This window comes from Zunongwangia sp. L-65, assembly GCF_056859415.1.
The window spans coordinates 1-14373 of the sequence record NZ_JBSXOK010000039.1 but is presented as its reverse complement, the minus strand read 5'-3'; the positions used below and the strand labels follow the sequence as shown (position 1 = coordinate 14373).

The 14373-nt window shown below is 37.7% G+C and carries 7 protein-coding genes; 3 read left to right on the top strand and 4 right to left on the bottom strand.

Annotated elements, in window-relative coordinates:
* Positions 1 to 944: 944 nt before the first annotated feature.
* From dusB to AC13DP_RS03895, 4 genes are all read right to left on the bottom strand, one after another.
* Positions 945 to 1937, bottom strand: coding sequence for a tRNA dihydrouridine synthase DusB (gene dusB, locus AC13DP_RS03910; RefSeq protein WP_347406013.1), 993 nt, complete (start codon positions 1935 to 1937; stop codon positions 945 to 947).
* Between the two features lie 429 nt (positions 1938 to 2366).
* The gene (locus AC13DP_RS03905) at positions 2367 to 4802 is read right to left on the bottom strand and encodes an outer membrane beta-barrel protein (protein WP_483067335.1); all 2436 of its coding nucleotides are present in this window, start codon (positions 4800 to 4802) and stop codon (positions 2367 to 2369) included.
* A gap of 147 nt (positions 4803 to 4949) precedes the next feature.
* Positions 4950 to 7898 (bottom strand): serine hydrolase domain-containing protein, encoded by a 2949-nt coding sequence (locus AC13DP_RS03900; protein ID WP_483067334.1) that lies wholly within the window; start codon positions 7896 to 7898, stop codon positions 4950 to 4952.
* Positions 7899 to 7908: 10 nt separating this feature from the next.
* Complete coding sequence (locus AC13DP_RS03895) at positions 7909 to 9024, bottom strand: acyltransferase family protein (protein ID WP_347406016.1); 1116 nt, start codon at positions 9022 to 9024, stop codon at positions 7909 to 7911.
* A 200-nt stretch (positions 9025 to 9224) separates the two neighbouring features.
* Here AC13DP_RS03895 and AC13DP_RS03890 point away from each other — a divergent pair, with 200 nt between their 5' ends.
* From AC13DP_RS03890 to AC13DP_RS03880, 3 genes are read left to right on the top strand one after another with little or no spacing between them, the layout of a single operon-like run.
* Positions 9225 to 10496, top strand: a complete 1272-nt coding sequence (locus AC13DP_RS03890; protein ID WP_013074056.1) for an ROK family transcriptional regulator — start codon at positions 9225 to 9227, stop codon at positions 10494 to 10496.
* A gap of 11 nt (positions 10497 to 10507) precedes the next feature.
* Entirely contained in the window at positions 10508 to 12427 is a 1920-nt protein-coding gene (gene nagB / locus AC13DP_RS03885; protein ID WP_228251990.1) for a glucosamine-6-phosphate deaminase, read from the top strand.
* A gap of 45 nt (positions 12428 to 12472) precedes the next feature.
* Positions 12473 to 13432 (top strand): N-acetylmuramoyl-L-alanine amidase, encoded by a 960-nt coding sequence (locus AC13DP_RS03880; protein WP_347406018.1) that lies wholly within the window; start codon positions 12473 to 12475, stop codon positions 13430 to 13432.
* Positions 13433 to 14373: the final 941 nt, after the last annotated feature.

Sequence of the window (14373 nt, the reverse complement as noted above, 5' to 3'; positions counted from 1 at the left end):
GGAAGCTAAATTTTAGGAACTCGCTTCGCTCAAACAGCCTAAAATTTTAACGCTTCTCTCATTTTCAATTTCACGAGCAATCTTCGATAGGCCATTACTAACTCAACATTCAGCATTCAAAATTCAACATTTTAATCCTGATTCTTGCTTCTCTTGTCTATTCTCTAGATTCTAGATTCTCACTAAAAAAAGATTTCTCCATTTCGCTATGCTTCAGTCGAAATGACAACCTTTAGAATTCAATGTTTAAGGTTTAAGGTTCAAAAGTTGTTGTACCGAGAAGTCTGTTTTCAGTATACAGTTTACATTGTACAGCCATTGAAAATTCAAAATTTTTATCTTGTTTCCTGAGTCACTCGTCTATTCTCTCTTTTAGGTTCTAACTAAAAAGATCTCTCCACAAGGTCGAGATGACACCTTTTGCATTCAAAATTCAACATTTTAACCCTGACTCCTGGTTCTTGCGTCTTGTCTCTGACTTTTCTACTTTCTAACTTTGATACTTTCAACTTCTATTGATGTTTTTTCTTTTTTCATATGCATTCCTCTCCCTGCAGTCGTCGGATGCAATAAAGAAACAAAAAAGTCTAGGCTTACGAACCTTGCTCTAAATTGTACATTCGGAAGCTAAATTTTAGGAACTCGCTTCGCTCAAACAGCCTAAAATTTTAACGCTTCTCTCATTTTCAATTTCACGAGCAATCTTCGATAGGCCATTACTAACTCAACATTCAGCATTTAAAATTCAAAATTTTTGTCTTGTTTCCTGATTCTCTCGTCTATTCTCTCTTTTCTAGGTTCTAACTAAAAAGATCTCTCCACAAGGTCGAGATGACACCTTTTGCGTTCAAAATTCAACATTTTAATCCTGACTCCTGGTTCTTGCGTCTTGTCTCTCACTTTTCTCTTTCCAACTTTGTACTTTGTACTTTCTAACTCAAACCTCAAACAAACTCATATCCCGCGAAATCTCTTTCAACCTCATCAAAAGCGGCAAAAACATCGGCAGCATCATCGCTGGTGACCATTTTCATACGATATTCTTTAAAATGGGGTATGCCTTTAAAATAGTTGGTATAATGCCTTCTGGTTTCAAAAACTCCAAGCTTCTCCCCTTTCCAGTCGATCGACATCTGTAAATGCTTTCTTGCGGCCTCAACACGTTCCTGTAAAGTAGGTGGTGCCAAATGCTCACCGGTATTAAAATAATGCTTTACTTCTCTAAAAAACCAGGGATTCCCAATACTGGCACGACCGATCATTGCCCCGTCCAAACCATATTGATCACGCATTTCTACGGCTTTTTCAGGCGTATCTACATCTCCGTTTCCAAAAACCGGAATATGCATTCTGGGATTGTTTTTCACGTCGGCAATTGGTTTCCAGTCGGCCACACCTTTATACATCTGGGCTCTGGTTCTTCCGTGGATAGAAATCGCCTTACATCCAACATCCTGTAAGCGTTCGGCAACCTCCATAATCTTAATCGAATCGTGATCCCAGCCCAAACGCGTTTTTACGGTAATGGGTAAATTAGTATGCTTTACCATGGCTTTGGTTAAAGAAACCATCAAATCGACATCCTTTAGAATACCCGCACCGGCACCTTTAGAGACCACCTTTTTAACCGGGCAGCCAAAGTTAATATCGATAATATCCGGACCTGATTTTTCTACAATTTCAACAGATTCCAGCATTGATTCCAAATTCGCACCAAAAATCTGAATTCCTACCGGACGCTCTTTTTCATAAATATCCAGTTTCATCACACTTTTAGCCGCATCCCTAATCAAACCTTCAGAAGAGATAAATTCTGTATACACCACATCTGCACCCTGCTCCTTACATAAGGCTCTAAACGGTGGATCACTCACATCTTCCATCGGTGCTAAAAGCAATGGAAACTCTCCTACATCTATATCTCCTATTTTTGCCACAATCTTTTGATTTAGAAAGTGCAAAATTACTAAATAAGATTGAACAATTTAAAATTCAGCTAAACTACCTCTGGGCAAACCTCTGAGGCATTTCTTAGGAACAATTTTTTATTTCGAGATATCCAGATCCTGATAGCTATAGGGATCGGGAATCGATCATTTCATCTCCATTTTCGAGCAAAGCTTATTCCAATTCCTTTACAACATGTACAACATACTTCAGTAAGGTTTTTGGATACCATGCAATAATCAAAAACCTCGGGGAGTTACCCCTCACTAATGGATTAAAAAGATAACCCTCGCACTGTTGAATGGACAACAAATTCTTCAGAAAAAAGAAAGCGAAAATCGACAATTTCAGCAGCCATTGTTATGAGCTTTAAATTGGAAATTCAAAAAATATCACCAAATAAAACGCTCCATAAGCAATTAATCTAACACCTGTCTTTCTTTAAGTCTGGTTTCTTCATCTGCATTAATGGCACGGTTATTATCGTTTAACCTGAAATTTCCAAAATTGTAACGCACTCCAAACGTTATTCTTCTGGTTTCAGAAATCGCATAGAATCCGTTATCCTGATTTAAATACTGACTTTGCATCGGGATGTTCATGGTTCTCAGTATATCTTCAGCATTGATAGAAACCGAAATTTTATTATTCATAAAGGTTTTGCGGAGTCCCAAATCTAAACCAAACTGTGGATTCTCGTATTTATACGATCCCGCCAGAATATTAGGTAAAAAATACGTATTCACATTTCCGCTAAAGGTACCATCCCCACCAAAATAAAAATAGTTCCCAACATTAAGAAAAGCGCTAAAAGTATCGATTGTATAGGTTTCAGCAGCACTTTCCCTGGCGTAGATCTGGTTTTCCATATAAAACCCGGAAAGATAGCCATAGAGGTAATACCAATTGGTCACAAAATTAGCATAGGTAATATCCAGGCTAAATTGCTGGGTATAATCTAAGTTATCATTTACCGTTCTTAACAGCTGTTTTTGGTTATCCTGAAATGATAAGATCGAAGGTGAATGATCTACCCTATCCCAGTATAAATCAAAAAACAATGCCCCTTTATAGGAATAATTAAATAATACTTTATTAGCAATTCCCGGTACTAAAGCAGGGTTTCCTTCTTTTACATTATTCTCGTTAATGTAGTATTGAAACGGATTTAAACTCTGAAACCGGGGACGTTCAATTCTCCGGTTATACTCCAGGCTTATCGAGCTTTCTTCTCCTAAACTTCGCATCGCGTAAAACGTGGGAAATAACTGAAAATAATCCTGATCGTTTACAAGTCCGTTTTGAGCCGAAATCCCGCTGATATCAGTATACTCTCCTCGTAAACCCGCTTTTAGGCTCCATTTTCCCAATTCTTTAGACGTGCTAAAATAAGCCGCATAGATATTCTCATCGTAATCCAAAGCATCCGAAAGTTCGTCTACCTGCAAAGCAAACGTGTTATTGTAAAAATCAAGGGCGCTATTCGAAGTAATTCCGGCATATTTTATTCCGGTTTCAACAGGAAGACTTCCCATGTTTGTGGTAATATCTACCTGACCCGTATAAATATCTGAGTTTTGCATGGCTCTGGTCATGATGATATTATTTCTAATCTCATCGCCATTGCCATAAAAATAAGTGGTATTTAAATCCTGATCCTGATCTTTATCATAACGAATATAATTGACCTGCGCTGATAATTTAGCCCCGTTTTCTCCTAAGCTGGTTGAAAAATCAGCATTAAAAAGCATGTTTTTAGCTTCATTTTCCAGACGGCTATCGGTAGTAAATAACGAATCTAAACTCTCGGAAGCACTGTAAATATCTGTTTGCCCGTTTAAATCTGAATCGTTCTTTGGAGTGAAATTTAAATTGGCACTCAGGCTTAAACTACTTTTTTCTGAAAGCGTAAAATCTAAAATCGTATTTAAACTATGAGCATAGTTTTTAGTATCACGCTCAAAATCCCCAAGCCAGGTAGAATTTTCTGAACCATCTGGCTCAAAATACGTCACATTGCTTTCGTCGTTTTTATAGATATTATTTGCGTTGAAGTTATAACTTGCAAAAGCATTTAGATTATTGGTTTTATAATACTGGCTGGTTCCCAAACTGTATTTAGGTAACACCGCAACAGTGTTTGAAGCATTTACACTTCCTTTATAACCAATCGATGGATTTTTGGACATTACAATATTTAAAATCGCACCGCTACCTTCAGCTTCATAGCGTGCCGGCGGCGTGGTAATCACCTCTATAGATTTTACATTTTCACCACTTAATCCAGAAAGTAACTGCTCTAATTCTGCGGTGGATAAATACACCTTGCGATCGTTGATATACACAGTTGCAGGACGGTTTTTTACCAGTAATTCACCCTGACTAACAATTACCCCCGGAGTACGTTTTAAAATTTCGTAAGTGTTTAAACTAGAGATAACCGAATTTTCCACATTAAATGAAATTCGGTCTATTTTTCGTTCAATTTTCGGCTTTCTGGCTTTTACGGTAACCTCATCTAAACTGTTACTGGTTTCCTGAAGTTCGATTTTCCCAAGATTAGTATTCCCTTCAACCTCAAAACGCTTTATATAATCTGCAAAACCTAAAAAACTGATTTTTAAGACATAGGGACGGTTTTCTATTTCCTCGAAGAGAAAACTCCCGTCATCTTCAGAAATCATTCCTTTTATTACCGAAACAGAATCTTTAGCATTTAACAAAACAACATTCGCAAAACTAACCGGCTGATTCTCTTTATCTACGATTTGCCCTCCAACCTGATTTTGCGAAAACACACGGTTAGGTATAAATACAATAAACGCTAAGAGTATTAAAGGTAGAAATGTTTTCATGAGTATGGTTAGTTTAGTTTGTTTAGCAAATATATAGTTTTGATCAGAAAAGAATAATCATTTCTCTATAACTTTACTTAAAATCAGGGGGATAAACTAAATAAAACCTACATAATAACAAGAACATTCCTGTCTTTAGTCGAAATATTATTTTTTTATAGCATCATATAACACCTGCTGAATTTGCGTACGGGTATTTAAGCTGTAGAGCCGTGTGTTGTCTCTTGTGGGTAAAACCCTGTTTGATAAAAACACAAAAAGCAAGTCTTCCTTAGGATCCATCCAAACCATGGTTCCCGTAAAACCGGTATGCCCAAAACTAGCGGTACTGGCGTCTTTTGCGGTATTATTGTTAGGTCCCGCATATTCTAAATTAGGTTTATCAAAGCCTATGGCGCGACGGTTATTATTATCAGGAAATTGTGTTTTGGTCCATTCCTTAAACGTAGCTTCTTTAATATAACGCTCTCCCCCGTATTCGCCCATATTCAAATACATTTGCATGAGTTTTGCCAGGTCGTTTGCATCAGAAAAAAGGCCGGCATTTGCTGAAACCCCACCCATCATTATCGCACCTTCATCATGCACACTCCCATGAATGGGTTTATGCCGAAAATCAAAATCACTTTCTGTAGGCACAATTCTGGCAAGTTCAAAGCTTTCCATTGGGCGATAGCCTAAAGTTGTCGCTCCTAATTTTGAGTAAAAATTATCATCGAGGTACTTGCGATAATCTTCTCCGGTCAAGTTTTCTACAATCTGCGGAAGCAGGTAAAACGCGAGTCCGGAATATTTATATTCTGCTTTATCTTCTAAGGGAGACTTCTTTATGGCCTTATATATTTTCTTTTTATAATTACGGTGCAACCACATATTCTCACTTACTTTTACCGGAAAGCGGGCTGAAGAATCTTTTTTAAAGGTATTCCATTTATAACTTCCGTTTTTTCTTAAGGTATTTTGCCAGTATGCAATCCAGGGTTTAAACCTTGCCTGATGTGCAAATATTTGCCGAAACGGAATACCCGCTTTATTGGAATTTCTAAAATACGGCAGGTACTCATCAATCCCTTCTTCTAAACTGAACTTCCCCTCATCCTGTAATTTCATCAGGGCCGGTAAAGCTGAAGAAATCTTAGTTACCGAGGCCAGATCAAAAATATCTGATGTTTTTGTTTTTACCGTATCGCTGTATTTATGCAAGCCATAAGCCTTTTGAAATACGATCTTTTCATCTTTGGCCACTAAAACCACTCCGCCGGGAATCGCTTTGGCATCCATCGGCTGCTGCATTAGAGAATCTATCCCACTTGCTAAAAAATCTGCATTCATTCCTGCATCTTGAGGAGTGGTATAGGCAAATCTTATTTTTTCGGATGTTTCTAGACCATCACCGGCTTTAAATTTCTTTCCTACACTTACCGGTAGTTTTCCGTCTGCTTTAAATCCGCCAAAAATAAGTTGCGCTGCTTTTTGTTCGGATAATTCAGAATCCTGGTAAGCTTCAATTAAAACCGCCGCATCTTCAATATTATCCATTTTATTTAAGGTATACGGATTTTTAAAAACGCTAAAAATCGTATGCTCGTTTTGGGCAATTTCAGCAATAAATTTTAAAACCGCATCAGAATACCGAATGACGTTTCTTGGATATTTACTATGATCATGTAAACCGGCAATCACCACATTATAATCTTTTAATTTTTCTTTTACTGCAGAAATCTGGCTCGCGGTAGCTTTATCTTTAAGCTGAAAATGATCGATTTTGGTATACCAGCCTAAATTTTCCTGAAAAGCTGTTTTCTTATCGGCGCCTATAGAAATACTGGCAATTTTTAACGTATCCAATCTTCGAAGCGGAATAAGTTCCTGCTCGTTTTTTAAAACCGTAAGGGACTTTTCCACTAATTTCTGCTGAATATATTTAGCATACGAATTATTCAGCTCTTTATCGATATTGGCTGTTTTTAGCGGCTCATAATGGTTTAGACCTACCCATTGTTTTACGGCCAGTACTTTTCGGCATTTTTCATCGATAGCTGCCTGAGAAATGATACCCTGATCGATCGCTTTTCGAATTTCGGCAATTGCTTTAGGTACATCCTCGGTAAACTCTAACAAATCGTTCCCGGCAATGATCGCTTTTTTGTCTACCACCCCAGGTTCATTTCCAGTTGTAACCCCTTTCATGTTCATGGCATCTGTTACGATCAAACCTTTAAAGCCAAGTTTCTCTTTTAAAATTCCGCTGATGATCTTCTTAGATAAAGTAGAAGGAACACCACTGCTATCCAGGGCCGGAATATTTAAATGGGCGACCATCACACCACCAATCCCGGCATCGATTAATTTCTTAAACGGATACATCTCTAAGCTATCCAATCTTGTAAATGGATGGTTTATTTGTGGCAGCGCCTTATGCGAATCGGTATCGGTATCGCCATGCCCGGGAAAATGTTTGGCAGTGGTCAGGATCTTTTGATCCTGCATTCCTCTCATATACGCGATGCCTTTTTCGGCCACTTTTTCTTTATTCTCGCCAAAGCTTCGGTAATTAATCACCGGATTATTCGGGTTATTGTTCACATCTACAACGGGAGCAAAATTCATGTGCAAACCGGTTCGTTTAACCTGTCGCGCCACTTCTTCCCCCATCTTGTATAATAAGGTATCGTTCTGGATAGCACCTAATGCCATTTGATACGGGAAACTGATGGTATTATCCAATCGCATTCCCAAACCCCATTCAGCATCGATAGCGCCCAAAAGCGGCACTTTAGATACTAGCTGATAATCGTTCATTAACTGCACCTGCTTTTTCGCCGTTCCCTGAAAAAAAATGAGTCCGCCTATTTTTTGCTCTTTAATGAGTTTTAAGATCGCTTCTTTATGTTTTAAATCCCTGTTAGAATAAGCCGCCACCATAATAAGTTGCGCAATGCGTTCATTAGGCGTTAAATCCTGCATTATAGAATCTACCCATTTACTATTGGTATACTCTAAAAATTCGGGTTGTTGTTGGGCATAGGAATTCAATTGGATTCCGCAGAAAACAATTAAGGTTAAAACGAGTTTCGTAAGGGAAAATAATCGCATTAGCTTGGGTTTAAACTTTGATATAAATTTTCTTTTTGTCTAAAATATAGGCAATAAGCCACATAAGTATTAAAAATAATAACGCATACAAAAGCGATGCATTATAAGGAGATAACCAGCTTAAGAATACATTTTGGTAAATCCAGCCTTTTAAGGAGGTATCGCCAATAAATATAAGTCCCATTGTTAACACTACCACACCGGAGAGCACAAAAATGAATAACGGATTTTTACCAAAAGGTTCAAAAAACCTGCTCCATGATTTAAATTCGGCGATTTCTAATATTCCTATAAGGGCGCCAAGAATTATAAAATCCCATCCGGTGCTTAGGATGACATAAGAACTGGTCCAGATTGGTTTATTAACAGGTAATATTACATCCCAGACCAGCGCGAGGCTAATCATTGCTAAACCGACAATAACCAATTGGATAACCAGTTTTTTCTTATTTACACTTTGCTGGATAAACCTGCCGGCCAGATAACCAAATATCACATTGACCACCGCCGGAAGACAACTTAATAAACCTTCGGGATCAAAAGGAATTCCAAAACCATGATAAAGATTTTCTTCATTAAACACCAAAAGATCAAATTTTAAAGCAGCGTTTGCTTCAAGACTATAGGGAGCGCTACCGCCAAAACACGATAATAAGAACCAGTACAACAACAGTATAAAAACCGATAAAACAACAAGCCATTTTTTCTTTAGAAACCGAATAGCGATTGCTGCCAGCAAATAACAAACAGCAATACGCTGTAAAACACCCATAATCCTAATATCCAGAATATTCTTTAGGATAAATTCTCCGTCTATACGCCTAACAAAAGGATAATAAGAGAGCCCTAAACCAATAAGAAATATAATTGCCGCCCTTTTAAATGTTTTTGTCAGGAATTCAGGAGTACTCCACGAATTCATTTTTTTAAAACTAAAACTCATCGCATTCCCAACTACAAATAGAAAGGTAGGAAATACCAGATCTGTTAGTGTAAATCCATGCCAGGCAGCATGCTTAAAAGGCGCATAAATAGTAGCCCAACTTCCCGGATTATTTACCAGTATCATAAGGGCAACCGTCATTCCGCGCAGAATATCCAGGGATAAATAACGAGAGCGAGCCATAGATTTTAAAATAAAATAAACAATTATTGCTTTCTTAAAAATACAAAATTTAATTAAACAACCAATCTTTACTAAAATTTTACATTAAGTCTTTTGTAAACTAAATTTTTTATATACTTTTATTTTTCAGAAATTTAGTTCTTTGCAAAAAGAATTGAATTTTTAACGAAAGGCTAAAAGCTTTGTATTGTCCGACGTATATGAGTCTAAATTTACAGGATTTTCTAATAGAAGATGCTCAGTTAGAAGAAATGAGCAATGTTGAACGTAAAAAGGTTCATCAAAAAACAAGAATCATAAAACATATGTTTCTAAATGGTGATACCTCTAATGCTGAAATCTGTTCAAAATTTGGCATTAGCCTTCCAACCTCTATGGCGCTTATCAATCAGTTGCTGGATGATGGGATCGTAATTAAAAAAGGACGCGGAAAATCTGAAGGTGGTCGTAAACCCGATCTTTATGGATTAAAAGAACATTCTTTTTTCGTGTTAAGTATCCATATAGAGCGCTTTAAGATTAAATTGGCCCTTATAGACAACAATCATAGTATTGTAAAAGAAGAGGTGCTTGAAACGCAAATTTCCCCAAATTCTAATATTGTAGATCTCTTATATGATTTTGCTGAAGCCTTTTTAAAAGCCTCGGAAATCGATCATAAAAAGATAATGGGCGTAGGTATTAGTATGCCAGGCCTGGTATCTTCTGAAGAAGGAAAAAACTTTACCTACTACCTTACCGAGCAGGATCCCGCTTCACTTAGAGATAAATTTGAAGATCGCTTTAAGAAGCCTGTTGCTATTTTAAACGATGCCAAAAGTGCTTCTTTAGCTGAATTTCATTTTGGACTCGCCAAAGAAAAAGAAAATGTACTGGTTATCTCGATGGATTGGGGTGTTGGTTTGGGTATTATTATGGGCGGAAAGATACAAACCGGTGTTTCCGGATTTGCTGGTGAATTTGGCCATATTCCAATGGTAGAAGATGGTACGCTTTGTCATTGCGGAAAAAGAGGATGCCTGGAAACCGAAGCCTCTGGTCTGGCGCTGGTTAGAAAAGTAAAAGAAGGCCTGGAGCAGGGACAAACTTCCGTATTAAATACGCTCTCGGATGAAGCACTCGAAAAACTCGAACCAGATACTATTGTAGAAGCCGCAAATAAAGGTGATCAATTTGCGATAAACTCGCTTTCTGAAATAGGCATAAGCCTGGGAAAAGGTATTGCTATCTTAATACAAATCTTTAACCCGGAACTTATCGTTCTTGAAGGAAAAATTGCAAAAGCCAAACAATTTATTACCACTCCTATTCAGCAATCCATGAACATTTATTGCATGATGCAGCTGAAGGAAAAAACGAATATAGAATTATCGAATCTTGGAAATAATTCCAGCCTGTATGGTGGTACCATTGCGGTTATGGATAGTATTTTCAGGAATCAGATTACAATGATAAAATCACATTTAAGTTAAAATAAATACTCATGGCCAGATTAAATCTCTTAGAAGAAACACGTTTTGAGAAGCTCCCTGTAAAAGTATATAAGGACGAGCAAGCTGCTTCTGTAAAAGTTGCAAAACGTATTGCTAAGATTATTAAAAAAAAGCAGGAAAAAGGAAAAAAAGCTGTTTTAGGTCTAGCAACCGGAGCGACTCCTGTAAAAGTTTATGAAGAGCTTATCCGACTTCATAAAGAAGAAGGGCTTAGTTTTAAAAACGTTATTACCTTTAATCTGGACGAATATTATCCCATGCAGCCGGATGAAAACCAGAGCTATGTAAAGTTCATGGACGAAAATCTGTTTAATCATGTGGATATCCCAAGAGAAAATATCAACATCCCGGATGGTACGCTAGACAAAGATGCTATTGCTGAATTTTGCCTGGCTTATGAAAGAAAAATTACCGAAGTTGGTGGTTTAGACTTACAAATCCTTGGTATTGGTAGAACAGGACATATTGGTTTTAACGAACCGGGATCTGCACCAAACAGTGGTACTCGTTTAGTTACACTGGATGATCTTACCAGGCGTGATGCCTCCCGTGATTTTGGGGGTAAAGAAAATGTACCTACCAAAGCCATCACGATGGGAATTGGTACCATCTTTAAAGCGCGTGAAATTATTTTAATGGCATGGAGCAAGAAAAAAGCACCCATCATTAAAAAAGCGGTTGAAGGTGAAATTTCTGGCAGTGTACCTGCCACCTACCTGCAGTTAAATGAGCATGTTGAGTTTATCTTGGATAAAGATGCTGCCTCAGAATTAACAAGATTCGATACCCCATGGTTAGTAAAAGACTGTAGCTGGGATAAAGAGCAAATTAAAAAAGCGGTAATATGGTTATCTAACGAGGTGGAAAAACCGATTCTGAAGTTAACCGACGAAGATTACAACAGTCACGGTATGGCACAACTGGCCACCGAAAAAGGACCGGCTTATAACATCAATATCGACGTATTTAACCAGTTACAACATACCATCACCGGTTGGCCTGGCGGTAAACCTAATGCTGATGATACTCAACGCCCGGAACGTGCCGAACCCGCTAAAAAGCGATCGATTATTTTTAGTCCGCATCCCGACGACGATGTAATTTCTATGGGAGGTACGTTTATTAGACTGGTAGATCAGGGACATGATGTTCATGTGGCTTACCAAACCTCTGGAAACACTGCAGTTTGGGATACCGATGTTTTACGTTATGTAGAATTTGCAATCGATTTTAATAAAAGTATTGGGGAAGACACCGCCAAACTTGAAGAAATTTACGAGAATATAAATACGTTTATTACCGAAAAACGTCCTAATGATATCGATCTTCGTGAAATCATGGATGTTAAAGGTTTTATACGTAAAACCGAAGCTATTGCTGGTGCGCGATATGCCGGACTTGTAGATGAAAACATTCATTTTATGGCCTTACCGTTTTACGAAACGGGTAAAAAAGTAAAAAGCCCGGTAACTGAAGAAGACGTTAAGATTACGATGGAGCTGCTTCAAAAAGTAAAACCTCATCAGATCTTTGCCGCTGGTGATTTTGCCGATCCTCATGGTACCCATATCGTTTGTTTCAACATTATTTTAGAGGCTATGAATCGTCTTCGTGAAACAGAAGAATGGACCAAAAACTGCTGGTTATGGATGTATAGAGGTGCATGGCAGGAATTTGATATCCACGATATCGAAATGGCCGTACCGCTTTCTCCACAAGAAGTAGCTAGAAAACGCGAAGCGATCTTTAAGCACCAGTCGCAAAAAGATACTCCGGTATTCCCCGGTGACGATGAACGCGAATTCTGGGTACGTGCCGAAGAAAGAAACAGCGAAACCGCAATGGCTTACCATAACCTGGGACTTGCCAATTACGAAGCTATTGAGGCTTTTGTTCGCTGGAAATTTTAGTACGCCTTTCACCAGGATTCCTTATTTTAGGAATAAAATGCGACAATGACATATTTTAGAAAAATTTTGATTTTAGGAGGTTTGGGTTTGTTGATCTCATGTTCTTCAAACCCTTACCGTACTACCAATAAAATATATAAGAAAAAGGCGAAAGCCTATGCTAAAGAACTTAGTAGATTCCCACTAGAGAAAAACCCTAATGATTCCGCACTCAATTACGGTGAGTATGCTGTGGGAACTACTAATTTCAACCTTAGACGACCCAATTTTGTAGTAATCCATCATACCGCACAGGATTCTACAATTCAAACCTTAAATACATTTACTATTCCCAGAACCCAGGTGAGCTCACACTACGTGATTGGTGATGACGGAGCGGTTTTTCATATGCTTAACAATTATTATCGTGCCTGGCATGGTGGTATTGGGCAGTGGGGACATACTACCGATCTTAATTCGGCTTCTATAGGAATCGAACTCGATAATAACGGAAAAGAACCCTTTTCTGAGGCTCAAATTTCAAGTTTACTGGATGTATTAAAACAACTCAAAGAAGACTATAAAATACCTGCGGCAAATTTCGTAGGGCATCTTGATATCGCTCCCGGCAGAAAAACTGATCCAAGCGCCGATTTTCCCTGGAAACGCCTCGCTGAAGAAGGCTACGGAATATGGTATGATGCCGAGCGTATCGAAAATATCCAGTTTGAGCACCAATTTTTTACAGAGAATCCTCTGAAAATCGATAATATCAATCCTGTTTTTAAACAACGTATCCCGTTGCTGGATCGATATCTATTTCCAGATGTGATCCCATCTGACTTTACCATCGCGGAAGCCTTAAGAATTATAGGTTATAACATTGATGATCTTGATGCCGCTATTAAAAGCTTTCAGATCCATTTTCTTCAGGAAAAAGACCATGTAAACGGAATTTTAAACGCTGAAGGAATAAAAATTCTTTATGATTTATATCAAAAATCACTCTTGGAAGCACGAAGTTAGAAAACTGTAAACTTTCTGAATGTAGACCGCAGCGCTGTTAGAATCTAGAAAATAGACAAGAGAATATAGAGGCAAGAATCAGGATTAAAATTTTGAATGCTGAATACTGAATTTTGAATGCAAAAGGTGTCATCTCGACCTACTTAAACATTGCATTCCAAAGGTTGTCATTTCGACTGAAGCGAAGCGAAATGGAGAAATCTAGTTGATTGAGATTTCTCGACTTCATTTCATTGCGCTCGAAATGACAAAATCTTAGGAAATGATAATTTGTATCCTAAATTTAGATGCTTCGCTATTAGAATAGGGAAAATAGATCAAAAGAAGCAAGAACCAAGAGTCAGGATTAAAATGTTGAATTGTGAATGGCTGTACAATGTAAACTGTATATTGAAACCAGACTTCTCGATACAATAACTTTTGAATCTTGAACCTTAAACATTACATCTAAAGGTTGTCATTTCGACTGAAGCATAGCGAAATGGAGAAATCTTTTTTTTAGAATCTAGAATCTAGAGAATAGAAAATAGACAGGAGAATCAAGAATCAGGATTAAAATTTTGAATTTTGAATGTTGAATTTGGAATGACTTTTCGACGTACAACAACTTTTGAACTTTCTAACTTAAATTGTTGATTGAGATTTCTCGACTTCATTTCATTGCGCTCGAAATGACAAAATCTTAGGAAATGATAATTGTATCCTAAATTTAGATGCTCCGCTATTAGAGTAGAGAAAATAGATCAAAAGAAGCAAGAGCCAAGAGTCAGGATTAAAATGTTGAATTCTCAATGTTGAATTTTGAGTTAGTAATGGCCTATCGAAGATTGCTCGTGAAATTGAAAATGAGAGAAGCGTTAAAATTTTAGGCTGTTTGAGCGAAGCGAGTTCCTAAAATTTAGCTTCCGAATGTACAATTTAGAGCAAGGTTCGTAAGCCTA